The sequence below is a fragment of the Streptomyces sp. NPDC053048 genome, assembly GCF_044547045.1.
Taxonomy (GTDB): domain Bacteria; phylum Actinomycetota; class Actinomycetes; order Streptomycetales; family Streptomycetaceae; genus Streptomyces.
Window position 1 is genome coordinate 398475 of record NZ_JBITZS010000006.1, and the last position, 22223, is coordinate 420697.

The window sequence follows — 22223 nt, forward strand, 5'->3', positions numbered from 1 at the left end:
AGTCTACGTCAGGGCAACCGGAAAGACTAATCCAGGGTGCTTGCCCCGCCGCAAAGATCCTTAAGCCAGCGGGTCGGGCGCCGCCGTGACGCCGTACTCCGCCAGCTTGGCGCGGCCTCCGTCGACCGCGGTGAGCACCAGCGGGCCCTGCTCCGTCAGGGCGACGGAGTGCTCCCAGTGGGAGGACCAGCTCTTGTCGTCCGTGAGGACCGTCCAGTCGTCCTCGAGGACGTGCGTCTTCGCGGTGCCCAGGCTCACCATGGGCTCGATCGCGATGCAGAAGCCCGGGACGAGCCTGGGGCCCTTGCCGCGCTTGCGCGAGACGTAGTTCAGCAGGTGGGGGTCCATGTGCATCTCGGAACCGATGCCGTGGCCGCCGTAGTCCTCGATGATCCCGTACTTGCCGCTGGCCGGGCGGGGCTGGCGGCGGATGTAGCCCTCGATGGCCTTGGAGATGTCCACCAGGCGGTTGCCGTTCCTCACGGCCGCGATGCCCGCCCACATGGACTCCTCGGTCACCCGGGAGAGCTCAATCAGCTCCGGAGCGTGACCGGTGCCCACGAAGGCCGTGAAGGCGGCGTCGCCGTGCCAGCCGTCCACGATCGCGCCGGCGTCGATCGAGATGATGTCGCCGTCCTTCAGGACGGTCCTCTCGTCCGGGATGCCGTGGACGACGACCTCGTTCACCGAGGTGCAGATCGTCGCGGGGAAGCCGCCGTACCCGAGGAAGTTCGACTTGGCGCCGTGCTCGGCCAGCACCTTGCGGGCGACCTCGTCCAGGTCCCTGGTCGTGGCACCGGGCACCGCGGCCTCCCGGGTGGCCGCGTGGATGGCGGCGACGACCAGCCCCGCCTCGCGCATCTTCGCGATCTGCTCCGGGGTCTTGATCTCGACCATGACGGCTGACGCCTTTCTCGACGACGGATGAAACGTTCTGTCTGGAGGGCGCCGCCCGGTCCTCCCGGGGCGCGGGCGCGCCCGCCCGAACACAATACGGCCGCGATGCCCGGTCGGGCATCGCGGCCGTATGGACCCCGGCGGGGTCAGGACTCCTCGCGCTCCAGCGCGGACATGGCCCGCTGGGTCACCTCGGCGACCTTGCCGAGGGCCGAGATCGTCACCACCAGGCCCTGGGCCTTGTAGTAGTCGATGATCGGCTCGGTCTCGCTGTGGTAGACCTCCAGCCGCTTGCGGACGGTGTCCTCGCTGTCGTCCTCGCGCTGGTACAGCTCGCCGCCGCAGGTGTCGCAGACACCCTCCGCGGCCGGCGGGTTGTAGATCACGTGGAAGATGTGGCTGCTGTCCTTGCGGCACATCCGGCGGCCGGCGATCCGCTTGACGACCTCGTCCTCGGGGACCTCGAGGTCCAGGACGGCGTCCAGCTTGAGGCCGTCGGCCTTGAGGATCTGGTCCAGCGCCTCGGCCTGGGCCAGGTTCCGGGGGAAGCCGTCGAGCAGGAAGCCGTGCGCGGCATCGGGCTGCTGCATGCGGTCCTTGGCCATCCCGATGGTGACCTCGTCCGGCACGAGCTGGCCGGCGCGCATGTACTCCTGGGCCTTCTGGCCCAGGGGCGTGCCCTGGCTGATGTTCGCCCGGAAGAGGTCGCCCGTCGAGATGTGCGGGATCGCGAGGTTCTTGGCGAGGTACGCGGCCTGCGTACCCTTGCCGGCGCCGGGCGGCCCGACGAGGACGATTCGCATCAGCGGAGGAACCCTTCGTAGTTGCGCTGCTGAAGCTGGCTCTCGATCTGCTTCACAGTCTCAAGACCGACACCCACGATGATCAGGATGCTGGTTCCACCGAACGGGAAGTTCTGGTTCGCGTTGAGTGTGACCAGTGCCACGGTCGGCACCAGGGCGATCAGGCCCAGGTAGAGCGAGCCCGGCCACGTGATGCGGTTCAGCACATAGCTCAGGTACTCGGCCGTGGGACGGCCGGCCCGGATGCCCGGGATGAACCCACCATACTTCTTCATATTGTCGGCAACTTCTTCGGGGTTGAAGGAGATGGCGACATAGAAGAACGCGAAGAAGACGATCAGCAGGAAGTACGTGACCATGTAGATGGGGTGGTCACCCTTGACCAGGTTGGCCTGCACCCAGTTCGCCCAGTCCGCCTTGGAGCCCGTGAACTGCACCAGCAGTGCCGGGATGTAGAGCAGCGACGAGGCGAAGATGACCGGAATCACACCGGCCTGGTTCACCTTGAGCGGGATGTAGGTCGACGTACCGCCGTAGGACCGGCGGCCGATCATGCGCTTCGCGTACTGCACGGGGATGCGGCGCTGGGCCTGCTCGACGAAGACCACCAGCGCGACCATGGCCAGACCGCAGAGGATCACCAGGCCGAACTCCAGCCAGCCGTCCATCAGCTTGCCCTGCATCTTGATCGCCCACAGGGCGCCCGGGAAGCCGGCCGCGATGGAGGTGAACATCAGGATCGACATGCCGTTGCCGATGCCGCGGTCGGTGATCAGCTCACCGAGCCACATGATCAGCGCGGTGCCCGCGGTCATGGTGATGACCATGATGGCGGTGGTGAAGACCGACTTGTCCGGGACGATCTGGTTGCCGACGGTGCAGTTCCCGAACAGCGCGCCGTTGCTGGCGGTGGCGACGAGGCCGGTGCCCTGGAGGATCGCCAGGGCGACGGTCAGATAGCGCGTGTACTGCGTGATCTTTGCCTGGCCGGACTGGCCCTCCTTCTTGAGGGCCTCCAGACGCGGGATGACAACGGTGAGCAGCTGAAGGATGATGCTCGCCGTGATGTACGGCATGATGCCGAGCGCGAAGATCGTGATCTGCAGCAGCGCACCACCGCTGAACATGTTCACGAGGCCGAAAAGGCCCATCCCGCTCTTGGCCTGGTCCATGCAGGTCTGGACATTGCGGTAGTCGACACCGGGCACGGGTACATGCGCACCCAGCCGGAAGAGCACCATGATGCCCAGCGTGAACAGCAGCTTCTTGCGCAGGTCGGGCGTCTTGAACGCCCGGGCGAACGCGGTGAGCACGGTGCCTCCTGCGCCTCTCACGCAGCCACGTGAGAGGTGACGGTGTTGTGGTTCGACGAATACATAACTGTCAAGTCCGCCCGGACACAGGCCGGGCGGCTCGGAGGCATGGGCCCCCACTGATACAGCAACAGTGCACGCCACCTTACCGGCGACCGTGCCCCCCTTGGAACGACCAACCGGGGATGCCCCTTTTGGGACATCCCCGGTTGTCAGATCAACGAACTCAGATGAGCTCGGAGACGGTGCCGCCGGCGGCGGCGATCTTCTCCTTGGCGGAGCCGGAGACGGCGTCGACCGTCACCTGCAGCGCCACGGAGATCTCGCCCTGGCCCAGGACCTTGACGAGCTCGTTCTTGCGAACCGCACCCTTGGCGACCAGGTCGGCCACCGTGACCTCGCCACCCTGCGGGTAGAGCGCGGCCAGCTTGTCCAGGTTCACGACCTGGAACTGCTTGTGGGCGGGGTTCTTGAAGCCCTTCAGCTTCGGGAGGCGCATGTGGAGGGGCATCTGCCCACCCTCGAAGCGCTCCGGAACCTGGTAACGGGCCTTGGTGCCCTTGGTACCACGACCTGCGGTCTTACCCTTGGACGCCTCACCACGACCGACACGGGTCTTGGCGGTCTTGGCGCCCGGGGCAGGACGGAGGTTGTGGACCTTCAGCGGGTTGTTCTCCGCCATGTCAGTCGACCTCCTCAACCGTCACGAGGTGGCGGACGGTGTGCACCATGCCGCGGATCTCGGGGCGGTCCTCCTTGACAACCACGTCGTTCATGCGCTTGAGGCCAAGCGAACGAAGGGTGTCGCGGTGGTTCTGCTTGCTGCCGATGTAGGACTTAACCTGCGTGACCTTGAGACGAGCCATTACGCACCCGCTCCCGCACGCGCCCGCAGCAGAGCCGCGGGGGCGACGTCCTCGAGCGGCAGACCACGACGGGCGGCGATCTCCTCGGGACGCTGCAGTCCCTGGAGGGCCTCCACCGTGGCGTGCACGATGTTGATCGGGTTCGACGAACCGAGCGACTTCGACAGGATGTCGTGGACGCCGGCGCACTCGAGCACCGCACGCACCGGGCCACCGGCGATAACACCGGTACCGGGGGTGGCGGGCTTGAGCAGGACGACACCGGCCGCCTTCTCGCCCTGGATCGGGTGGGGGATGGTGCCCTGGATACGGGGGACCTTGAAGAAGTTCTTCTTGGCCTCTTCCACGCCCTTGGCGATGGCAGCCGGAACTTCCTTGGCCTTGCCGTAACCGACACCGACCGTGCCGTCACCGTCGCCCACCACGACCAGCGCGGTGAAGCTGAAGCGGCGACCACCCTTGACAACCTTGGCGACGCGGTTGATCGCGACTACGCGCTCAACGTACGCGGTCTTCTCGGCGGCAGCGCCACCGTCGCGACCCTTCCGGTCCCGCCGCTCGCCGCCACCGGCACCGCTTCCGCGGCGCTGGGGTCCAGCCATTGGAATTACCTCTCTCTGTTACGTCCGCTAGCTCCGGAACCGGGGCTTAGAACTTCAGCCCGGCTTCGCGGGCGGCGTCCGCCAGAGCGGCAATGCGCCCGGCGTACTTGTTGCCACCGCGGTCGAACACGACGGCCTCGACGCCGGCGGCCTTGGCACGCTCGGCGACCAGGGCGCCCACCTTCGTGGCCTGGGCGCTCTTGTCGCCCTCGCCACCACGGATCGACGCGTCCAGGTGGGACGCCGACGCCAGGGTGTGACCCTTGATGTCGTCGATCACCTGGGCGGTGATGCCACGGTTGGAGCGCGTCACGACCAGGCGCGGACGCTCGGCCGTACCCGACATGTTCTTGCGGATGCGGATGTGGCGGCGGGCCTTGGCGGCGCGCTTGTACGCGTCACCCTTGGCGATCTTCACACCGTATGCCATGGCTTACTTACCAGCCTTTCCGACCTTGCGGCGGATGACCTCACCCGCATACTTCACGCCCTTGGCCTTGTAGGGGTCGGGCTTGCGAAGCTTGCGGATGTTGGCGGCAACCTCGCCGACCTTCTGCTTGTCGATGCCCTCGACGCTGAGCTTGGTGGGCGACTCGACCTTGAAGGTGATGCCCTCGGGGGCCTCGATCAGGATCGGGTGGCTGTAGCCCAGGGCGAACTCCAGGTTGGAGCCCTTCGCCTGGACGCGGTAACCGACACCGCTGATCTCAAGAGCCTTGCTGTAGCCCTGGGTCACGCCGGTGATCATGTTCGCCACCAGCGTGCGGGACAGGCCGTGCAGGGCCTTGTTCTGACGCTCGTCGTTGGGACGGGTGACGTTGAGAACGCCGTCCTCGCCCTTGGCGATCTCGATGGGCGCCGAGAGGGTGAGGTTCAGGGTGCCCTTGGGGCCCTTCACCTGCACGTCACGGCCATCGATGGTGACATCCACACCAGCGGGAACCTGGATGGGCAGCTTGCCAATACGCGACATTAGCTATTCCTCCGTTCCCGATTACCAGACGTAGGCGAGGACTTCCCCACCCACGCCCTTCTTGCTGGCCTGCTGGCCGGTCAGGAGACCGTGGGACGTGGAGATGATCGCCACGCCCAGGCCGCCGAGGACCTTCGGCAGGTTGGTGGACTTTGCGTAGACCCGGAGGCCCGGCTTCGAGATCCGCTTGATGCCCGCGATGGAGCGCTCACGGTTCGGGCCGAACTTGAGGTCGACGACGAGCTTCTTGCCGACCTCGGCGTCCTCGACCTTCCAGCCGGCGATGTAGCCCTCCTGCTGCAGGATCTCGGCGATGTGCGCCTTGATCTTGCTGTGGGGCATCGCCACGGAGTCGTGGTAAGCCGAGTTCGCGTTCCGCAGACGGGTCAGCATGTCTGCGATCGGATCGGTCATGGTCATGTTTGGCCTTCGGCCTCTCTCGCCGTGGTTTCCTATCTGCGCCATCCCTCTCCCCGAACTTGACGTCGGAGCGGGTGCGGCGCGGGGACCTACGGCGTAGTAAGACGGTCATGGGCGGCGGGCGCCCAACCCTTCAACTCTACGCGAGTCAAGGGCTGGGCCCCACCGTCCTTGATGCTTACCGAGAGCCCTGGTCAACCCAAGTGGGTTGTTACCAGGAGCTCTTGGTCACGCCCGGCAGCTCGCCACGGTGAGCCATCTCACGAAGGCACACGCGGCAGAGGCCGAACTTGCGGTACACGGAGTGCGGCCGGCCGCAGCGGTTGCAGCGGGTGTACGCGCGCACCGCGAACTTGGGCTTGCGCGAGGCCTTAGCGATCAGAGACTTCTTCGCCATCTCGGTTACGCCTCCTTGAAGGGGAAGCCGAGGTGACGAAGGAGGGCGCGGCCCTCGTCGTCGTTGGTCGCCGTGGTCACCACGGTGATGTCCATACCCCGGACGCGGTCGATCTTGTCCTGGTCGATCTCGTGGAACATGACCTGCTCCGTGAGACCGAAGGTGTAGTTGCCCCGACCGTCGAACTGCTTCGGGGACAGACCACGGAAGTCGCGGATGCGCGGCAGCGCGAGCGACAGGGTGCGGTCCAGGAACTCCCACATGCGGTCGCCACGGAGGGTGACGTGGGCGCCGATCGGCTGGCCCTCACGCAGCTTGAACTGCGCGATGGACTTGCGAGCCTTGGTCACGGCGGGCTTCTGGCCCGTGATCGTGGTGAGGTCGCGGATGGCGCCCTCGATCAGCTTGGAGTCGCGGGCGGCGTCGCCCACACCCATGTTGACCACGATCTTGGTGAGGCCGGGAACCTGCATGATGTTCTCGTAGGAGAACTCCTCACGCAGCTTGCCGACGATCTCTTCGCGGTAGCGCAGCTTGAGACGCGGCGCGTTGGTGGTGGCAGTCATCAGATGTCCTCACCGGTGCGCTTGGCAACGCGGATCTTGTTGCCGTTCTCGTCGAAGCGGTAACCGACACGCGTGACGACCTTCTTGCCGTCCTTCTCCACGACGAGCTGAACGTTGCTCACGTGGATGGGGGCCTCGGTCGTGACGATGCCGCCGGTCTGCGAACCACGAGCGGTCTGGCCGGCCTTGGTGTGCTTCTTGACCCGGTTGACACCCTCGACGAGGACGCGGTTGTCGGCGGGGAAGGCCACGATGACCTTGCCCTGCTTGCCCTTGTCCTTACCGGTGATGACCTGGACCAGGTCGCCCTTCTTGATCTTCATCGGTTACAGCACCTCCGGCGCGAGCGAGACGATCTTCATGAACTTCTTCTCGCGCAGCTCTCGGCCCACGGGGCCGAAGATACGGGTGCCGCGGGGGTCACCGTCGTTCTTGAGAACGACAGCGGCGTTCTCGTCGAAACGGATGTACGAGCCATCCGGACGGCGGCGCTCCTTGACGGTGCGAACGATGACGGCCTTGACGACGTCACCCTTCTTCACGTTGCCGCCGGGGATCGCGTCCTTGACGGTGGCGACGATGACGTCACCGATGCCCGCGTAGCGGCGACCGGAACCACCGAGAACACGGATGCAAAGGATCTCCTTGGCACCAGTGTTGTCGGCGACCCGAAGTCGCGACTCCTGCTGGATCACGTCTATCTCCTGATCGTCTGCCGGTTCCCGGCGGGGGCCTCAACGGGTGAGGCCCCACGCCGAGCCTGGCGGAACTTATCTGAGGGAAAACCCCTCAGAAATTACTTGGCCTTCTCGAGGATCTCGACGATGCGCCAGCGCTTGGTCGCCGACAGCGGACGCGTCTCCATGATGAGGACGCGGTCGCCGACGCCGGCAGCGTTCTGCTCGTCGTGCGCCTTGAGCTTGTTGGTACGGCGGATGACCTTGCCGTACAGCGCGTGCTTGACGCGGTCCTCGACGGCGACGACGACGGTCTTGTCCATCTTGTCGCTGACGACGAGACCCTCACGGGTCTTGCGGAAACCGCGCTCGTTCGTCTCAGTCACATTCTTCTCGCTCATCAGGCGCTCTCCACCGTCTCGATGCCCAGCTCACGCTCGCGCATCAGGGTGTAGATCCGGGCGATGTCCTTACGGACGGACTTGAGCCGACCGTGGTTCTCAAGCTGCCCGGTCGCCGCCTGGAAGCGGAGGTTGAACAGCTCTTCCTTGGCCTCACGGAGCTTCGCGACGAGGTCCTCGTCGTTCAGCTCACGCAGCTCGGTCGCCTTGATACCAGCGGCCATCACGACTCACCTGCCTCGCGCCGAACAATGCGGCACTTCATCGGAAGCTTGTGGGCGGCGCGGGTGAGCGCCTCCTTAGCGACCTTTTCGTTCGGGAAGGACAGCTCGAACATCACCCGACCGGGCTTGACGTTCGCGATCCACCACTCCGGAGAACCCTTACCGGAACCCATGCGGGTCTCGGCCGGCTTCTTCGTCAGCGGACGGTCCGGGTAGATGTTGATCCAGACCTTGCCGCCACGCTTGATGTGACGGGTCATGGCGATACGAGCGGACTCGATCTGCCGGTTCGTCACGTAGGCCGGGGTCAGGGCCTGGATGCCGTACTCACCGAACGCCAGCTCGGTGCCACCCTTGGCCATGCCGTTCCGCTTGGGGTGGTGCTGCTTGCGGTGCTTGACCCTGCGAGGGATCAGCATGTCGGTCAGGCCTCCGTTCCGGTGGACTCAGCCGGAGCAGCGGTGGCCTCGGCCTTGGGGGCCTCGGCAGCCTGCTGCGGCTTGCGGCCGCGGCCGCCACGCTCGCCACCACGGCCACCACGGGCCGGGCGGTCGCCGGCGCCACGGGACGGGCGGTTGCCCGCACGCGCGGCAGCGTTCTCGGCGCGGACCTCGGCGATGTTCTTGACGTCGCCCTTGTAGATCCAGACCTTCACGCCGATGCGGCCGAAGGTGGTCTTGGCCTCGAAGAAGCCGTAGTCGACGTTCGCGCGGAGCGTGTGCAGGGGCACACGGCCCTCGCGGTAGAACTCCGAGCGGGACATCTCGGCGCCGCCGAGACGGCCACCGCACTGGATCTTGATGCCCTTGGCGCCGGCCTTCATCGTCGACTGCATGCTCTTGCGCATGGCGCGACGGAAGGAGACGCGGGAGGACAGCTGCTCGGCGACGGCCTGGGCCACCAGCTGAGCGTCCACCTCGGGGTTCTTGACCTCGAGGATGTTCAGCTGGACCTGCTTGCCGGTCAGCTTCTCCAGCTCGCCGCGGATGCGGTCGGCCTCGGCGCCGCGGCGGCCGATGACGATGCCCGGACGAGCGGTGTGGATGTCAACGCGGACGCGGTCGCGGGTGCGCTCGATCTCAACCTTCGAGATACCGGCGCGCTCCATGCCCTTCGTCATCATGCGACGAATGGCAACGTCTTCCTTGACGTAGTCCTTGTACAGCTTGTCGGCGTACCAACGCGACTTGAAGTCGGTGGTGATGCCGAGCCGGAACCCGTGCGGGTTAACCTTCTGGCCCATTACCGGGTTCCTTCCTTGCTGCTGACGACCACGGTGATGTGGCTGGTCCGCTTGCGGATCCGGTAGGCACGGCCCTGAGCGCGCGGACGGAACCGCTTCAGGGTCGGGCCCTCGTCCACGAACGCCTCGCTGATGTACAGCGACGAAGCGTCCGTGTGGTCGTAGTTGTGCGCGGCGTTGGCAATGGCGCTGTCCAGCACCTTGCCCACCGGCACGCTCGCGGCCTGCGGGGCGAAACGCAGGACCGCCTGAGCCTCCGTGGCGTCCATGCCACGGATGAGGTCCACCACGCGGCGGGCCTTCATGGGCGTGACGCGGATGTACCGCGCCTGGGCCCTGGCTTCCATGGTTGTCCCTTCGGTGTCAGTCATAGTCGTTCACACCCCGCCTTAGCGGCGCTTCGACTTGCGGTCGTCCTTGACGTGGCCGCGGAAGGTGCGGGTCGGCGAGAACTCGCCGAGCTTGTGGCCGACCATCGACTCGGTGACGAACACCGGGACGTGCGTCTTGCCGTTGTGCACCGCGAGCGTGTGGCCGAGCATGGCCGGCACGATCATGGAGCGACGGGACCAGGTCTTGATGACGTTCTTGGTGCCGGCTTCGTTCTGGGCGTCCACCTTCTTGATCAGGTGGTCGTCGACGAAGGGCCCCTTCTTGAGACTACGCGGCATCTAAACCCGCTCCTAGCGCTTCTTGTTCGTCTTGCGGCGGCGGACGATGTACTTGTTGCTCGCCTTCTTGGGAGAACGAGTACGACCCTCCTTCTGACCCCACGGGGAGACCGGGTGGCGACCACCGGAGGTCTTGCCCTCACCACCACCGTGCGGGTGGTCAACCGGGTTCATGGCGACACCGCGGACGGTCGGGCGAACGCCCTTCCAGCGCATACGGCCGGCCTTGCCCCAGTTGATGTTCGACTGCTCGGCGTTGCCGACCTCGCCAACGGTGGCGCGGCAGCGGACGTCGACCAGGCGGACCTCACCGGACGGCATGCGCAGGTGGGCGTAGGCGCCCTCCTTCGCCAGCAGCTGCACGGAGGAACCGGCGGAGCGGGCGAACTTGGCACCACCGCCGGGACGGAGCTCGATCGCGTGGATCGTGGTACCGACCGGGATGTTGCGCAGCGGGAGGTTGTTGCCCGGCTTGATGTCGGCCGTGGGGCCGTTCTCGACCAGGTCGCCCTGGTTGAGCTTCGCCGGGGCGATGATGTAGCGCTTCTCGCCGTCTGCGTAGTGCAGGAGCGCGATGCGCGCGGTGCGGTTCGGGTCGTACTCGATGTGAGCGACCTTGGCCGGCACGCCGTCCTTGTCGTGACGACGGAAGTCGATCACGCGGTAGGCGCGCTTGTGGCCGCCACCCTGGTGGCGGACGGTCACGCGACCGGTGTTGTTACGGCCACCCTTGCTGTGCAGCGGGCGGACCAGCGACTTCTCCGGCGTGGACCGCGTGATCTCGACGAAGTCGGCGACGCTGGAGCCACGACGGCCCGGGGTCGTCGGCTTGTACTTGCGGATACCCATTTCTCAGTCCTCGTCCGATTTCGGACGATCCAGACCGCCGTTAGGCGGTCGGACCGCCGAAGATGTCGATACGGTCGCCCTCGGCGAGGGTCACGATGGCGCGCTTGGTGTTGGCGCGCTTGCCGAAACCGGTGCGGGTGCGCTTGCGCTTGCCCTGGCGGTTGATCGTGTTGACCCCGGTGACCTTGACCGAGAAGACCGCCTCGACGGCCTGCTTGATCTGGGTCTTGTTGGCGCGCGGGTCGACGATGAACGTGTACTTGTTCTCGTCCAGCAGCGCGTAGCTCTTCTCGGAGACAACCGGCTTGACCAGCAGGTCACGCGGGTCCGAGAAGGTCTTGCTGGTGACGACGGCCTCAGTCATCAGGCCTCGCTCCCTTCGGTCTCAGCGTTCCGTCCAGCGGGCGCGCCAGACACGAAGGACTCGAAGGCGGCCTGGGTGAAGACCACGTCGTCGGAGACGAGCACGTCGTACGTGTTCAGCTGGCCCGGCTCCAGGATGTGGACCTGGGGCAGGTTGCGGGCGGACAGCCACGCGGCCTCGTCGGACCGGTCGGCGACCAGGAGCACGTTCTTGCGCTCCGAGATCTTGCCGAGCAGGGTCTTGGCGGCCTTGGTGGACACCGCGCCGTCGACCACGCCGGAGACGACGTGGATACGGCTGTGGCGCGCCCGGTCGGTGAGGGCACCGCGCAGGGCGGCGGCCTTCATCTTCTTGGGCGTGCGCTGCGAGTAGTCACGCGGCACGGGACCGTGCACGACGCCACCACCGGCGAACTGCGGCGCGCGGGTCGAACCCTGACGGGCGCGACCGGTGCCCTTCTGGCGGTAAGGCTTGCGGCCACCGCCGCGGACCTCGCCACGGGTCTTCGTCTTGTGCGTGCCCTGACGGGCAGCGGCCAGCTGCGCGACGACGACCTGGTGGATCAGCGGAACGCTGACCTTCGCGTCGAAGATCTCCGAGGGGAGCTCGACGGTCCCGGCCTTGTCGCCTGCCGGCGAAAGGATGTCAATGGTGCTCATCGTTACCTCAGGCCCCCTTGGCCGCGGTACGGACCAGGACGAGGCCGCCGTTCGGACCAGGAACCGCGCCCTTGATCAGGAGCAGGCCCTTCTCCGCGTCAACGGCGTGGACGGTCAGGTTCTGGGTGGTGACCCGCTCGTTGCCCATGCGGCCCGCCATGCGGAGGCCCTTGAACACACGGCCCGGGGTGGCGCAGCCACCGATGGAACCGGGGGAGCGGTGCTTGCGCTGGGTGCCGTGCCCGGCGCCGAGGCCACGGAAGTTGTGACGCTTCATGACACCGGCGAAGCCCTTGCCCTTGCTCTTGCCGGTGACGTCAACCTTGACGCCCGACTCGAACACGGCAGCGGTGATCTCCTGGCCGAGCGTGTACTCGCTGGCGTCAGCGGTACGCAGCTCCACCAGGTGGCGGCGCGGGGTGACGTCGGCCTTGGCGAAGTGGCCCTTGAGGGGCTTGTTCACCTTGCGCGGGTCGATCTCGCCGAAGGCGATCTGGACCGACTCGTAGCCGTCGATGTCGTTGGTGCGGACCTGGGTGACGACGCAGGGCCCGGCCTTGACGACGGTCACCGGGACAACCCGGTTGTTCTCGTCCCAGACCTGGGTCATGCCGAGCTTCTCGCCCAGGACGCCCTTAATGTTCTTAGCCATCTCGCGCGTCACCTCAGAGCTTGATCTCGATGTCGACGCCAGCCGGCAGGTCGAGACGCATGAGCGAGTCAACCGTCTTCGGCGTGGGGTCGAGGATGTCGATGAGGCGCTTGTGCGTGCGCATCTCGAAGTGCTCGCGCGAGTCCTTGTACTTGTGCGGCGACTTGATGACGCAGTACACGTTCTTCTCAGTGGGCAGCGGCACCGGGCCCGCGACCGACGCACCAGTGCGGGTCACCGTCTCGACGATCTTCTTCGCCGAGGAGTCGATGACCTCGTGGTCGTAGGCCTTGAGCCGGATGCGGATCTTCTGTCCCGCCATGGCTACTCAGTAGTCCTGTCTCTCGTAACGCTCTGGGACTCGGCCGGCTGTGCCCCCGGAAACCTCCGGAAACACCGCTCCTCCCCACTCCACCTCCGACCCACGCGGTCGGGCGTGTCGCGCCCCTTCCAGCAGAATCCCCAAAGGGGATTCCCTGCTCAAGGGGTTTGTGGGGGAAGAACACCCACCGAGCGCCTGGCTGGGGCCCCGCTGACACTTCCCGGAAGATTCCCGTACTTCCGCCTCTGAAAAGAGGCGACGAGTACTGCGGGACTCGCTTCCAGTCCTCCCGGCGGGAGGCGCGCAGCATCGGCACTCAACCGAGCAACCTGAACAGTGTGCCATACGCGCCCGAAGAGGCGCCAATCGCGGCCGAAGACGGTACCCCGAGCGGCGCACTTGTCAAACCACCCCGCCGACATACGGGACACTATGGTCGCGAACAGCCTGGTGTCACGGCTGTCACGCCCCGGCGGGCGTGTGGGACGGTTCCGCCTCGCCGGACCGGCAGGCTTTGTCAGGGCTTGGGCAACCCATGCCCCGCTCCAGCCGTCCCCTATCTCGCTGGGGCAGCCGGGGCTGCGCGCGCTGGACGACGGGACGGAGTCACTTTGTTGAACACCTCACAGCGCAGGGGCATCTCACGCCGGGCCGTCCTCGCGGGCGTCGCCGCCACCACGGCGGTCACCGCGGCCGGCTGCAGCACAGGCTCCGGGCGGGTCGCTCCCGGCCCCGACGCCACGCGGTCCGTCGATCCCAGCGCCACGCAGTCGTTCAACAACCCCGAGGGCTCCCTGCTGCTGCAGGTCATGGCACACCCCGACGACGACCTGTTCTTCATGAACCCCGACGCCCAGCACCTGGTCACCGCGGGCGTCCCGGTCGTCTCCGTCTACGTCACCGCGGGCGAGGCCGTGGGGCAGAACTGGACCTCGGGCATGCCCCTGCCCAAGCCCAAGCCGGACAAGGCCGCCTATTCCGCCGCCCGCCACCAGGGGCTCCGCCAGGCCTACGCCGAGATGATCGGCAAGGACAGGTTCACCCCATGGAAGAAGTCCGTCATGGACCTTCCGGGTGGTGTCCGCGCCGAGACCAACGAGCTCGCCAACGGCAGGCGCAGGGTCCGGCTGGTCTTCCTGAACATCGCCATGCTCTCCAGCGGCAACACCCGCCTGCCCCAGCTGTGGGAGCGCCCGTACGCGGTGATGCAGAGCATGGTCGCCAAGGACTCCCCCTGCACCAGCGTCACCACCTACCGGCACCGGACGCTGGTCGACGCGCTGGCCGCGATCATGGCCAAGTTCCGGCCCACGGTCGTCCACACCATGGACCCCGACCCCGACTACCAGGTCCACGACGCCACGCACCCCAAGGACAACGACTACGGAGCGTGCTCGGACCACCGCGACCACACCCCCACCGCGCTCTTCACCTGGAAGGCCCTCGCCCAGTGGGTGGCCGAGAGCACCCGGCGCGCCGGGCACCCGCCGCGCTTCACCGTCAACGCCTTCCGCGGCTACTACAACCAGCGCTGGCCGCACAATCTCCCTCCGGAGATCGTCAAGGACAAGCACCGCCTGGTCGAGGCCTACGGCGGCTCCCCCTCCTGGCAGTGCGGGAACGCCTCCGGCTGCGGCGACTACGGCCAGGGCGGCGACCGCCCGCTGAAGAACCGCAAGGGCTGGATCCGCTCCACCCACTACCGCTACCCGGGGTCCACGGTCGCCGCGGACAGCGACCGCGCCGGGCGCCTCGAGGCCTTCGGCGTGCTCGGCATGCAGGCCGTCCGCTGGCAGGAGTCCTCCCCCGGCAGCGGCCGCTGGGGCGACCCGCAGAACCTCGGCGGCGGGCCGCTCGCCCCCTCCCTGGCCTCCGTCAAGGACGCCAAGGGCCGCCGCCTGCTGTTCGCCCTGCGCTTCTCCGGCCTCGAGGGCCAGGGGCGCGCCAACAGCCGCGAGATCGTCGTCCTGGAGCAGCGCACGCCCGGCGGCTCCTTCAAGGCCTGGACGGGCCTGGGCAACCCCGAGCGCAGGACCGAGCGCGGCCGCCGGGTGGGCATGCCCGCCGCCGTCGCCACCCCGGACGGACGCGTCCACCTGTTCGTACGCAACGCCGGCAAGGGCCTCTCCAGCCGCGTCCGCGAGCCGGACGGCACCTGGGGCAAATGGCGCAGCCTGCACGGGCAGGACATCCAGGAGGGGCTGACCGTCGCCCTGGACCGGCAGCAGCGCGTCCACGTCTTCGGCGTCGGCCGGGACACCGTGCACCACTGGAGCCAGGAGGCCCCGGACAAGCCGGTCCGCCACATGCCGCTAAAGGACCTGCCGGGCCCCGGCGGCGACCGCGTGGGGGCCGCCCTCGGCCCGGACGGCGCGCTGACCGTCGTCTACCGCACGCCCGCCACCGCGGAGCCCGCCGCTTTCAGACTCACCGAGGACGGCTCCAGCGCCGAGCGGACCGCGGGCTCCGGGCTGCGGGGCTTCGCCGGGTACGGGGCCATAGGCGCCGTCACCGTGCCCCGGCGCGGCCGCAAGGACTCCCTGATGGTGCTCAGCCGCGCGGTGAGCGGCGAGATACAGCTCGCCGACGCCGAGGACGGCGACTCCCCCGTACGCCCGTCCCGCGCCCTGGTCCCCGTCGGCTCCCCGGCGCTGCTCACGGACGCGAGCCACCGGCTGTGCGCCGTGGGCCTGGGCCCGGACGCCACCCCCTGGGTGTGGCGCCCGGCGCCCGGATCGGGCGCCTGACAGACCGCGCGCACCAGGTTCACCTGGAAGTGGCTGAGGAGGTTCCTCCCCGGCCACTTCCACGTTCAAGCCGCTCCCCACGGGGCAGTGGCAGGGCGTGCGCATTCACTTCACCGGCGTCGACCTCGGCCGCATCAGGATGTCCGCCGAGCCCGACCTCCTGTGGGAGACGCTGCTGGCCGCCCACATGGTCCAGACCGGGCAGGGCCCCCTGATCTTCGGCGAATGGCGCAACCGGATCCGCGACCGGCTCACCGACCCCATGCGGCGCCTGCTGGCGCTGGCCCCGCCCCGGGGCTACTCCCCCGACTTCCTCACCCCGCCGGAGGCCACCGAGGGCCTGACCACCGGCCTCGACGCCATGCTCTCCCTGCCCCGCGCCACCCTACGCCGGGACCTGGAGCTGCTCGCGCCCGAGCGCCAGGACCTGAACTTCGTCCGAGCCCTCGCCGAGGGCCGGGTACCGGCGCTGAACGCCCTGGGCGACGGCATCACCGCCTTCCACGACCTGGCGGTCCGCCCCTACCTGGGCAAGATGCGGGAACACATTTCGGCCGACCGGGCCGCCCGCACCCAGGCCATCCTGCTGAGCGGGGGCGAGCAGCTGCTGTCCACCCTGCACCCGGCCATCCGCTGGAACCCACCGGTGCTGGAGGTGGCCGTCCCCGGCACCACCGAGGACCTCTATCTGGAGGGGCGCGGGCTGCGGCTCGTGCCCTCCTTCTTTTGCTGGCGCGCCCCCACCGTGCTCCGCGACCCCGAGCTGCCGCCCGTGCTCGTCTATCCGATCACGCACGACCCCGCCTGGCTCCTGGACATCCACGGCCCGCGCGGGGGCGGGAGCGGCGAGCCCCCGCTCGCGGCGCTGCTCGGCCGCACCCGGGCCGAGGTGCTGGAGGCCACCGCCCGCGGCTGCACCACCAGCGAGCTGGCCCGCCGGGTGCGCATCGCCATGGCCACCGCCAGCCACCACGCCACCGTCCTGCGCGACGCCGGGCTGATCACCACCCACCGCGCCAACGGCAGGGCGTACCACACCCTCAGCGTCCTGGGCCGGGACCTGCTCAACGGCCGGCGGCCGCTCACCAGGGAGACCGCCGGCTGAGCGGAGCTGCCGATCCACGGCCGATCGGCGGATTCCTTGATTACGCCCCGCTGTTGACGTCCCGTCAACCCGCACCGCCTACCGTGGGTGCATGCAGCAGCCGAATGCGACCAGCCCAGGCCGACGGCTCTTGGCCGTCAGCGACCTGCACACCGGCATGGCCGACAACGTGCCCATCGCCGAGTCCCTGCGCCCCACCACCGACGACGACTGGCTGATCGTGGCCGGCGATGTGGCCGAACGCTTCGAGGACGTCGAGCGCACGCTCAAGCTGCTCGCCGGCCGCTTCGCCAAGGTCGTCTGGACGCCGGGCAACCACGAGCTGTGGACCCCGCGCACCGACCCGGTGGAACTGCGCGGGCGGGCCCGCTACGAGCACCTGGTCCGGACGTGCCGGGACATGGGCGTGGTGACGCCGGAGGACGCCTGGCCGGTGTGGGAGGGCGAGGGCGGGCCGGTGGCGATCGCGCCGCTGTTCACGCTGTACGACTACACCTTCCGCACCCCGACGGCCGCCACCAAGGAGGAGTCGCTGGCCCAGGCCCACGAGGCGGGTGTCGTCTGCACGGACGAGTACCTGCTGCACCCCGAGCCCTACGCGGGTGCCGACGACTGGTGCCGGGCCCGGGTCGCGGCCACCGAGGAGCGGCTGGCCGCGCACGATCCGTCCGTGCCGCTGGTGCTGGTCAACCACTGGCCGCTGGACCGGCGGCCGACGGACGTCCTGATGTACCCGGAGTTCGCCCAGTGGTGCGGCACGGAGCTCACGGCCGACTGGCACACCCGCTTCAACGTCGCGGCGGTGGTCTACGGGCATCTCCACATCCCCCGGACCACCTGGTACGAGGGCGTGCGCTTCGAGGAGGTCTCCATCGGCTACCCGCGCGAGTGGCGGCGCCGGGGCCACCCCAAGGGGCTGCTGCGCCAGATCCTCCCGTACCGGAGCGCGTAGCGCCGAAGCGGCCCCGGAAAACACGAGAGGGCCCGCACACCTCGCGGCGTGCGGGCCCTCTTGTCGACCGTCAGGTCAGACCGTCAAGCAAGCGGACTTACTTGTTGATCTTGGTGACCTGGCCGGCGCCGACGGTGCGGCCGCCCTCACGGATGGTGAAGCGCAGGCCCTCCTCCATGGCGACGGGCTGGATCAGGGAGACGGACATCTCGGCGTTGTCGCCGGGCATGACCATCTCGGTGCCCTCGGCGAGGGTCACAACACCGGTCACGTCAGTCGTACGGAAGTAGAACTGCGGACGGTAGTTGTTGAAGAACGGGGTGTGACGGCCACCCTCGTCCTTCGACAGGATGTAGGCCGTGGCCTCGAACTCGGTGTGCGGGGTGACCGAACCCGGCTTGATGATGCACTGGCCGCGCTCGACGTCCTCGCGCTTGATGCCGCGGAGCAGCAGACCGACGTTCTCACCGGCCTGGCCCTCGTCGAGCAGCTTGCGGAACATCTCGATACCGGTGACCGTGGTGGTGGTCTTCTCGGTCTTGATGCCGACGATGTCGACGGTCTCGTTGACCTTGAGGACACCGCGCTCGATACGACCGGTGACGACGGTGCCACGACCGGTGATCGTGAAGACGTCCTCGATCGGCATCAGGAACGGCTTGTCGACGTCACGCTCGGGCTGCGGGATGTTCTCGTCCACGGCCTTCATCAGGCCGAGGAGCTTCTCGCCCCACTCCTTGTCGCCCTCGAGCGCCTTGAGCGCCGAGACCTGGACGACCGGAGCGTTGTCGCCGTCGAACTCGTACTCGTTGAGGAGCTCACGGACCTCGAGCTCGACGAGCTCCAGGATCTCCTCGTCGTCCACCATGTCGGCCTTGTTCAGGGCGACAACGATGTACGGAACGCCGGACTGGCGGGCCAGGAGCACGTGCTCCTTGGTCTGCGGCATCGGACCGTCGGTCGCGGCGACCACGAGGATCGCGCCGTCCATCTGGGCGGCACCGGTGATCATGTTCTTGATGTAGTCCGCGTGACCCGGGCAGTCGACGTGGGCGTAGTGACGCGACTCGGTCTGGTACTCGACGTGAGCGATCGAGATCGTGATACCGCGCTGACGCTCCTCGGGCGCCTTGTCGATCTCGTCGAACGGCGTGAAGGGGTTCAGGTCCGGGTACGCGTCGTGCAGCACCTTGGTGATCGCCGCGGTAAGAGTGGTCTTACCGTGGTCGACGTGACCGATGGTGCCGATGTTGACGTGCGGCTTAGTCCGCTCGAACTTCGCCTTCGCCACTGGGGTCCTCCTGGGAGTGGTTCTGTACGCCTTACTTCGATCGGCGCCAGGGATCTTTGCTGGGGTGCCGGCCGCCGGGGCACCCGCGGCGAAACCTTACGGTTTGCCGTGGTATGCCCCAGCGGTCGGTGTCAAGCCTACGGCGTGAGCCTCGTCTGTGGAGACGGGAGCTCGTTACTCGCCCTTGGCCTTCGCGATGATCTCCTCGGCGACGTTCCGCGGAACCTCGGCGTAGGAGTGGAACTGCATCGAGTAGCTTGCGCGACCCGAGGTCTTGCTGCGGAGGTCGCCGACGTAGCCGAACATCTCCGACAGCGGAACCAGGCCCTTGACGAGCTTGGCGCCGTGACGGTCCTCCATGGCCTCGATCTGGCCACGGCGGGAGTTGATGTCGCCGATCACGTCACCCATGTAGTCCTCGGGGGTGGTGACCTCGACCGACATCATCGGCTCCAGCAGAGCCGGCGACGCCTTGCGAGCACCCTCCTTGAACGCCATGGAACCGGCGATCTTGAACGCGAGCTCCGAGGAGTCGACGTCGTGGAAGGCACCGTCGAGCAGCGTCACCTTGACGCCGGTCAGCGGGTAGCCGGCCAGAACACCGAACTCCATGGCCTCCTGGCAACCCGCGTCCACGGACGGGATGTACTCCCGCGGGATACGGCCACCGGTGACCTTGTTCTCGAACTCGTAACCGTCGCCCTCGAGGGGCTCGATCGCGATCTGCACCTTGGCGAACTGGCCGGAACCACCAGTCTGCTTCTTGTGCGTGTAGTCGATACGCTCGACGGCCTTGCGGATCGTCTCGCGGTACGCGACCTGCGGCTTGCCGACGTTGGCCTCGACGCGGAACTCACGGCGCATACGGTCGACCAGCACGTCGAGGTGCAGCTCGCCCATACCCGCGATGATGGTCTGGCCCGTCTCCTCGTCCGTGTGGACCTGGAAGGACGGGTCCTCCTCGGCCAGACGCTGGATGGCGACACCCAGCTTCTCCTGGTCGCCCTTGGACTTGGGCTCGATGGCGACCTGGATGACCGGGGCCGGGAAGTCCATCGACTCGAGGATCACCGGGTTCGCGGCGTCGCAGAGGGTCTCACCGGTGGTGGTCTGCTTCAGACCCATGACGGCGACGATGTCACCGGCACCCACCGAGTCGATCTCCTCACGCTTGTTCGCGTGCATCCGGTAGATCTTGCCGATGCGCTCCTTCTTGCCCTTCACGGAGTTCTGCACCTGGGTGCCGGCCTCCATGCGGCCCGAGTAGACCCGGACGAAGGTGAGCTTGCCGAGGTGCGGGTCGCTCATGATCTTGAAGGCAAGACCGGAGAACGGCTCGTCGTCGGACGGCTTGCGCTTCACGACCTCGTCGGCGTCGTTGACCGCGTGGCCCTCGACAGCCTCGATGTCCAGCGGCGACGGCAGGTAGCGGACCACGGCGTCGAGCAGGGGCTGAACGCCCTTGTTCTTGAACGCGGTACCACAGAACACCGGGGTGACGGTGACGGAGTCGCCGCCGCCACGCGAGGCGAGGGTGATGCGGCGGATGGCCGCCATGAGCTGCTCCTCGGTGGGCTCCTGGCCCTCGAGGAACATCTCCATCATCTCGTCGTCGTGATCGGCAACGCCCTCGAGGAGCTTGCCGCGCCATTCCTCGGCAGCCTCGACGTGGGTGTCCGGGATGTCGACGACGTCGTACATCTCGCCCTTGGCGGCCTCGGCGGACCAGACCAGAGCCTTCATCCGGACGAGGTCGACCACGCCCTTGAAGTCGGCCTCGGTGCCGATCGGCAGCTGCATGACCAGCGGAACCGCGCCCAGGCGGTCGACGATCATGTCGACACAGCGGTGGAACTCGGCACCGGTACGGTCCAGCTTGTTCACGAAGCAGATGCGCGGCACGCCGTAACGGTCGGCCTGACGCCACACCGTCTCCGACTGCGGCTCGACACCGGCAACGCCGTCGAACACCGTCACGGCACCGTCGAGCACGCGCAGGGAGCGCTCCACCTCGACGGTGAAGTCGACGTGACCCGGGGTGTCGATGATGTTGATGGTGTGATCGACGTTGTCGAGCGGCCAGTGGCAGGTCGTCGCGGCAGACGTGATCGTGATGCCGCGCTCCTGCTCCTGCTCCATCCAGTCCATCGTGGCAGCGCCGTCGTGGACTTCACCGATCTTGTACGAAACACCGGTGTAGAACAGGATCCGCTCGGTGGTGGTCGTCTTGCCCGCGTCGATGTGGGCCATGATCCCGATGTTGCGGACCTTGGCCAGGTCAAGCGAAGTGGTGGCCATATGGCTCAGTCTTCTCTCGGTTCTCGATGGGGGTAGCGACTACCAGCGGTAGTGCGCGAAGGCCTTGTTGGACTCGGCCATCTTGTGCGTGTCCTCACGCTTCTTGACCGAGGCGCCGAGACCGTTCGAGGCGTCCAGCAGCTCGTTCATGAGGCGCTCGGTCATGGTCTTCTCGCGACGGGCGCGGGAGTAACCGACCAGCCAGCGCAGCGCCAGGGTGGAGGCGCGGCCCGGACGGACCTCGACCGGCACCTGGTAGGTGGCGCCACCGACGCGGCGGGACTTGACCTCGAGAGCCGGCTTGACGTTCTCGAGGGCGCGCTTGAGGGTGATGACCGGGTCGTTACCGGTCTTCTCGCGCAGACCCTCCATGGCGCCGTACACGATGCGCTCGGCGGTGGAGCGCTTGCCGTGCAGCAGGATCTTGTTGATGAGCGACGTCACCAGGGGGGAGCCGTAAACCGGGTCGATGATGACCGGGCGCTTCGGGGCGGGGCCCTTACGAGGCATTCTTACTTCTCCTTCTTGGCGCCGTAGCGGCTGCGAGCCTGCTTGCGGTTCTTGACGCCCTGGGTGTCGAGCGAGCCACGGATGATCTTGTAGCGAACGCCCGGCAGGTCCTTCACACGACCGCCACGCACGAGCACGATGGAGTGCTCCTGCAGGTTGTGGCCCTCACCCGGAATGTAAGCGGTGACCTCGATGCCGCTGGTCAGACGCACACGCGCGACCTTACGGAGCGCCGAGTTCGGCTTCTTCGGGGTGGTCGTGAAAACACGCGTGCAGACGCCACGGCGCTGGGGCGAACCCTCGAGTGCGGGCGTCTTGTTCTTCTCGACCTTGTCCTGCCGGCCCTTTCGGACCAGCTGCTGGATCGTAGGCACCGTTTCTCCGGTTTCTGTGTGCCGATCACGATAAAACTAACCTGGAA

Annotated in this window: 31 protein-coding genes; 3 read left to right on the forward strand and 28 right to left on the reverse strand. The window is 67.4% G+C overall.

Features of this window, described 5'->3' with window-relative positions:
* Nucleotides 1-60: 60 nt before the first annotated feature.
* From map to rpsJ, 24 genes are all read right to left on the reverse strand, one after another.
* Nucleotides 61-897, reverse strand: coding sequence for a type I methionyl aminopeptidase (gene map / locus ACIG36_RS18445; protein ID WP_399928518.1), 837 nt, complete (start codon nucleotides 895-897; stop codon nucleotides 61-63).
* Between the two features lie 146 nt (nucleotides 898-1043).
* Nucleotides 1044-1700 carry an adenylate kinase gene (locus ACIG36_RS18450; protein WP_399928520.1) on the reverse strand — a complete coding sequence of 219 codons (657 nt, stop codon included), beginning with the start codon at nucleotides 1698-1700 and terminating at the stop codon, nucleotides 1044-1046.
* Nucleotides 1700-3013, reverse strand: coding sequence for a preprotein translocase subunit SecY (secY, locus tag ACIG36_RS18455; RefSeq protein ID WP_399928523.1), 1314 nt, complete (start codon nucleotides 3011-3013; stop codon nucleotides 1700-1702). Before secY ends, ACIG36_RS18450 begins: the two co-directional genes overlap by 1 nt.
* A gap of 226 nt (nucleotides 3014-3239) precedes the next feature.
* Entirely contained in the window at nucleotides 3240-3695 is a 456-nt protein-coding gene (gene rplO, locus ACIG36_RS18460; protein ID WP_399928526.1) for a 50S ribosomal protein L15, read from the reverse strand.
* Nucleotide 3696: 1 nt separating this feature from the next.
* Complete coding sequence (gene rpmD / locus ACIG36_RS18465) at nucleotides 3697-3879, reverse strand: 50S ribosomal protein L30 (RefSeq protein ID WP_086567281.1); 183 nt, start codon at nucleotides 3877-3879, stop codon at nucleotides 3697-3699.
* The gene (gene rpsE, locus ACIG36_RS18470) at nucleotides 3879-4481 is read right to left on the reverse strand and encodes a 30S ribosomal protein S5 (protein ID WP_190111585.1); all 603 of its coding nucleotides are present in this window, start codon (nucleotides 4479-4481) and stop codon (nucleotides 3879-3881) included. Before rpsE ends, rpmD begins: the two co-directional genes overlap by 1 nt.
* A 46-nt stretch (nucleotides 4482-4527) precedes the next feature.
* Nucleotides 4528-4911 (reverse strand): 50S ribosomal protein L18, encoded by a 384-nt coding sequence (gene rplR, locus ACIG36_RS18475; RefSeq protein ID WP_399928530.1) that lies wholly within the window; start codon nucleotides 4909-4911, stop codon nucleotides 4528-4530.
* 3 nt (nucleotides 4912-4914) lie between these two features.
* The gene (gene rplF / locus ACIG36_RS18480) at nucleotides 4915-5454 is read right to left on the reverse strand and encodes a 50S ribosomal protein L6 (protein WP_399928533.1); all 540 of its coding nucleotides are present in this window, start codon (nucleotides 5452-5454) and stop codon (nucleotides 4915-4917) included.
* A gap of 21 nt (nucleotides 5455-5475) precedes the next feature.
* On the reverse strand, nucleotides 5476-5874 hold the full coding sequence (rpsH, locus tag ACIG36_RS18485; protein ID WP_071964540.1) for a 30S ribosomal protein S8: 399 nt from the start codon (nucleotides 5872-5874) through the stop codon (nucleotides 5476-5478).
* A 211-nt stretch (nucleotides 5875-6085) separates the two neighbouring features.
* Nucleotides 6086-6271 carry a type Z 30S ribosomal protein S14 gene (locus ACIG36_RS18490; protein ID WP_399928535.1) on the reverse strand — a complete coding sequence of 62 codons (186 nt, stop codon included), beginning with the start codon at nucleotides 6269-6271 and terminating at the stop codon, nucleotides 6086-6088.
* 5 nt (nucleotides 6272-6276) lie between these two features.
* Nucleotides 6277-6837 carry a 50S ribosomal protein L5 gene (gene rplE, locus ACIG36_RS18495; protein ID WP_086567288.1) on the reverse strand — a complete coding sequence of 187 codons (561 nt, stop codon included), beginning with the start codon at nucleotides 6835-6837 and terminating at the stop codon, nucleotides 6277-6279.
* Complete coding sequence (gene rplX, locus ACIG36_RS18500) at nucleotides 6837-7160, reverse strand: 50S ribosomal protein L24 (protein WP_399928539.1); 324 nt, start codon at nucleotides 7158-7160, stop codon at nucleotides 6837-6839. The genes rplE and rplX overlap by 1 nt, the downstream gene beginning before the upstream one ends.
* A gap of 3 nt (nucleotides 7161-7163) precedes the next feature.
* On the reverse strand, nucleotides 7164-7532 hold the full coding sequence (gene rplN, locus ACIG36_RS18505) for a 50S ribosomal protein L14 (RefSeq protein WP_099199421.1): 369 nt from the start codon (nucleotides 7530-7532) through the stop codon (nucleotides 7164-7166).
* A gap of 101 nt (nucleotides 7533-7633) precedes the next feature.
* Nucleotides 7634-7915 (reverse strand): 30S ribosomal protein S17, encoded by a 282-nt coding sequence (rpsQ, locus tag ACIG36_RS18510; protein WP_311608933.1) that lies wholly within the window; start codon nucleotides 7913-7915, stop codon nucleotides 7634-7636.
* Entirely contained in the window at nucleotides 7915-8139 is a 225-nt protein-coding gene (rpmC, locus tag ACIG36_RS18515; RefSeq protein ID WP_030368408.1) for a 50S ribosomal protein L29, read from the reverse strand. The genes rpsQ and rpmC overlap by 1 nt, the downstream gene beginning before the upstream one ends.
* Nucleotides 8139-8558 carry a 50S ribosomal protein L16 gene (gene rplP / locus ACIG36_RS18520; protein WP_030368409.1) on the reverse strand — a complete coding sequence of 140 codons (420 nt, stop codon included), beginning with the start codon at nucleotides 8556-8558 and terminating at the stop codon, nucleotides 8139-8141. The genes rpmC and rplP overlap by 1 nt, the downstream gene beginning before the upstream one ends.
* A gap of 5 nt (nucleotides 8559-8563) precedes the next feature.
* Entirely contained in the window at nucleotides 8564-9382 is an 819-nt protein-coding gene (gene rpsC, locus ACIG36_RS18525) for a 30S ribosomal protein S3 (protein WP_071964543.1), read from the reverse strand.
* Nucleotides 9382-9729: a 50S ribosomal protein L22 gene (gene rplV / locus ACIG36_RS18530; RefSeq protein ID WP_031012097.1), complete on the reverse strand. Its 348-nt coding sequence runs from the start codon at nucleotides 9727-9729 to the stop codon at nucleotides 9382-9384. The genes rpsC and rplV overlap by 1 nt, the downstream gene beginning before the upstream one ends.
* A gap of 42 nt (nucleotides 9730-9771) precedes the next feature.
* Nucleotides 9772-10053: a 30S ribosomal protein S19 gene (rpsS, locus tag ACIG36_RS18535; protein WP_030368412.1), complete on the reverse strand. Its 282-nt coding sequence runs from the start codon at nucleotides 10051-10053 to the stop codon at nucleotides 9772-9774.
* 12 nt (nucleotides 10054-10065) lie between these two features.
* The gene (gene rplB / locus ACIG36_RS18540; protein WP_399928543.1) at nucleotides 10066-10902 is read right to left on the reverse strand and encodes a 50S ribosomal protein L2; all 837 of its coding nucleotides are present in this window, start codon (nucleotides 10900-10902) and stop codon (nucleotides 10066-10068) included.
* Nucleotides 10903-10942: 40 nt separating this feature from the next.
* The gene (rplW, locus tag ACIG36_RS18545) at nucleotides 10943-11266 is read right to left on the reverse strand and encodes a 50S ribosomal protein L23 (RefSeq protein WP_106677948.1); all 324 of its coding nucleotides are present in this window, start codon (nucleotides 11264-11266) and stop codon (nucleotides 10943-10945) included.
* Nucleotides 11266-11925, reverse strand: coding sequence for a 50S ribosomal protein L4 (rplD, locus tag ACIG36_RS18550; RefSeq protein WP_399928545.1), 660 nt, complete (start codon nucleotides 11923-11925; stop codon nucleotides 11266-11268). Before rplD ends, rplW begins: the two co-directional genes overlap by 1 nt.
* A gap of 7 nt (nucleotides 11926-11932) precedes the next feature.
* Nucleotides 11933-12577 carry a 50S ribosomal protein L3 gene (gene rplC, locus ACIG36_RS18555; protein ID WP_360909202.1) on the reverse strand — a complete coding sequence of 215 codons (645 nt, stop codon included), beginning with the start codon at nucleotides 12575-12577 and terminating at the stop codon, nucleotides 11933-11935.
* A 13-nt stretch (nucleotides 12578-12590) separates the two neighbouring features.
* Nucleotides 12591-12899: a 30S ribosomal protein S10 gene (gene rpsJ, locus ACIG36_RS18560; RefSeq protein WP_003948644.1), complete on the reverse strand. Its 309-nt coding sequence runs from the start codon at nucleotides 12897-12899 to the stop codon at nucleotides 12591-12593.
* A gap of 614 nt (nucleotides 12900-13513) precedes the next feature.
* Between rpsJ and ACIG36_RS18565 the strand changes: the two genes are divergently transcribed.
* The 3 genes from ACIG36_RS18565 (at nucleotide 13514) to ACIG36_RS18575 (ending at nucleotide 17703) form a co-directional block, all read left to right on the forward strand.
* On the forward strand, nucleotides 13514-15646 hold the full coding sequence (locus ACIG36_RS18565; RefSeq protein ID WP_399928547.1) for a PIG-L family deacetylase: 2133 nt from the start codon (nucleotides 13514-13516) through the stop codon (nucleotides 15644-15646).
* Between the two features lie 97 nt (nucleotides 15647-15743).
* Nucleotides 15744-16751, forward strand: coding sequence for an ArsR/SmtB family transcription factor (locus ACIG36_RS18570; RefSeq protein ID WP_399928550.1), 1008 nt, complete (start codon nucleotides 15744-15746; stop codon nucleotides 16749-16751).
* A 91-nt stretch (nucleotides 16752-16842) separates the two neighbouring features.
* Nucleotides 16843-17703: a metallophosphoesterase family protein gene (locus ACIG36_RS18575; protein ID WP_399928552.1), complete on the forward strand. Its 861-nt coding sequence runs from the start codon at nucleotides 16843-16845 to the stop codon at nucleotides 17701-17703.
* A 97-nt stretch (nucleotides 17704-17800) separates the two neighbouring features.
* Here ACIG36_RS18575 and tuf read toward each other — a convergent pair whose 3' ends face one another.
* From tuf to rpsL, 4 genes are all read right to left on the reverse strand, one after another.
* On the reverse strand, nucleotides 17801-18994 hold the full coding sequence (gene tuf, locus ACIG36_RS18580; RefSeq protein ID WP_399928555.1) for an elongation factor Tu: 1194 nt from the start codon (nucleotides 18992-18994) through the stop codon (nucleotides 17801-17803).
* Nucleotides 18995-19168: 174 nt separating this feature from the next.
* A complete protein-coding gene (fusA, locus tag ACIG36_RS18585) occupies nucleotides 19169-21292 on the reverse strand; it encodes an elongation factor G (protein ID WP_399928558.1) in 2124 nt (707 codons plus the stop codon).
* Between the two features lie 39 nt (nucleotides 21293-21331).
* On the reverse strand, nucleotides 21332-21802 hold the full coding sequence (gene rpsG / locus ACIG36_RS18590; protein ID WP_004950419.1) for a 30S ribosomal protein S7: 471 nt from the start codon (nucleotides 21800-21802) through the stop codon (nucleotides 21332-21334).
* A gap of 2 nt (nucleotides 21803-21804) precedes the next feature.
* The gene (rpsL, locus tag ACIG36_RS18595) at nucleotides 21805-22176 is read right to left on the reverse strand and encodes a 30S ribosomal protein S12 (protein ID WP_003948652.1); all 372 of its coding nucleotides are present in this window, start codon (nucleotides 22174-22176) and stop codon (nucleotides 21805-21807) included.
* Nucleotides 22177-22223: the final 47 nt, after the last annotated feature.

What these genes read in the sequence shown, in the direction of transcription:
- map (WP_399928518.1), bottom strand. Translation starts at nt 897, where the DNA reads ATGGTCGAGATCAAGACCCCGGAGCAGATCGCGAAGATGCGCGAGGCG.
- ACIG36_RS18450 (WP_399928520.1), bottom strand. Translation starts at nt 1,700, where the DNA reads ATGCGAATCGTCCTCGTCGGGCCGCCCGGCGCCGGCAAGGGTACGCAG.
- rplO (WP_399928526.1), bottom strand. Translation starts at nt 3,695, where the DNA reads ATGGCGGAGAACAACCCGCTGAAGGTCCACAACCTCCGTCCTGCCCCG.
- rpmD (WP_086567281.1), bottom strand. Translation starts at nt 3,879, where the DNA reads ATGGCTCGTCTCAAGGTCACGCAGGTTAAGTCCTACATCGGCAGCAAG.
- rpsE (WP_190111585.1), bottom strand. Translation starts at nt 4,481, where the DNA reads ATGGCTGGACCCCAGCGCCGCGGAAGCGGTGCCGGTGGCGGCGAGCGG.
- rplR (WP_399928530.1), bottom strand. Translation starts at nt 4,911, where the DNA reads ATGGCATACGGTGTGAAGATCGCCAAGGGTGACGCGTACAAGCGCGCC.
- rplF (WP_399928533.1), bottom strand. Translation starts at nt 5,454, where the DNA reads ATGTCGCGTATTGGCAAGCTGCCCATCCAGGTTCCCGCTGGTGTGGAT.
- rpsH (WP_071964540.1), bottom strand. Translation starts at nt 5,874, where the DNA reads ATGACCATGACCGATCCGATCGCAGACATGCTGACCCGTCTGCGGAAC.
- ACIG36_RS18490 (WP_399928535.1), bottom strand. Translation starts at nt 6,271, where the DNA reads ATGGCGAAGAAGTCTCTGATCGCTAAGGCCTCGCGCAAGCCCAAGTTC.
- rplE (WP_086567288.1), bottom strand. Translation starts at nt 6,837, where the DNA reads ATGACTGCCACCACCAACGCGCCGCGTCTCAAGCTGCGCTACCGCGAA.
- rplX (WP_399928539.1), bottom strand. Translation starts at nt 7,160, where the DNA reads ATGAAGATCAAGAAGGGCGACCTGGTCCAGGTCATCACCGGTAAGGAC.
- rpsQ (WP_311608933.1), bottom strand. Translation starts at nt 7,915, where the DNA reads ATGAGCGAGAAGAATGTGACTGAGACGAACGAGCGCGGTTTCCGCAAG.
- rpmC (WP_030368408.1), bottom strand. Translation starts at nt 8,139, where the DNA reads ATGGCCGCTGGTATCAAGGCGACCGAGCTGCGTGAGCTGAACGACGAG.
- rplP (WP_030368409.1), bottom strand. Translation starts at nt 8,558, where the DNA reads ATGCTGATCCCTCGCAGGGTCAAGCACCGCAAGCAGCACCACCCCAAG.
- rpsC (WP_071964543.1), bottom strand. Translation starts at nt 9,382, where the DNA reads ATGGGCCAGAAGGTTAACCCGCACGGGTTCCGGCTCGGCATCACCACC.
- rplV (WP_031012097.1), bottom strand. Translation starts at nt 9,729, where the DNA reads ATGGAAGCCAGGGCCCAGGCGCGGTACATCCGCGTCACGCCCATGAAG.
- rpsS (WP_030368412.1), bottom strand. Translation starts at nt 10,053, where the DNA reads ATGCCGCGTAGTCTCAAGAAGGGGCCCTTCGTCGACGACCACCTGATC.
- rplB (WP_399928543.1), bottom strand. Translation starts at nt 10,902, where the DNA reads ATGGGTATCCGCAAGTACAAGCCGACGACCCCGGGCCGTCGTGGCTCC.
- rplW (WP_106677948.1), bottom strand. Translation starts at nt 11,266, where the DNA reads ATGACTGAGGCCGTCGTCACCAGCAAGACCTTCTCGGACCCGCGTGAC.
- rplD (WP_399928545.1), bottom strand. Translation starts at nt 11,925, where the DNA reads ATGAGCACCATTGACATCCTTTCGCCGGCAGGCGACAAGGCCGGGACC.
- rplC (WP_360909202.1), bottom strand. Translation starts at nt 12,577, where the DNA reads ATGGCTAAGAACATTAAGGGCGTCCTGGGCGAGAAGCTCGGCATGACC.
- rpsJ (WP_003948644.1), bottom strand. Translation starts at nt 12,899, where the DNA reads ATGGCGGGACAGAAGATCCGCATCCGGCTCAAGGCCTACGACCACGAG.
- ACIG36_RS18575 (WP_399928552.1), top strand. Translation starts at nt 16,843, where the DNA reads ATGCAGCAGCCGAATGCGACCAGCCCAGGCCGACGGCTCTTGGCCGTC.
- fusA (WP_399928558.1), bottom strand. Translation starts at nt 21,292, where the DNA reads ATGGCCACCACTTCGCTTGACCTGGCCAAGGTCCGCAACATCGGGATC.
- rpsG (WP_004950419.1), bottom strand. Translation starts at nt 21,802, where the DNA reads ATGCCTCGTAAGGGCCCCGCCCCGAAGCGCCCGGTCATCATCGACCCG.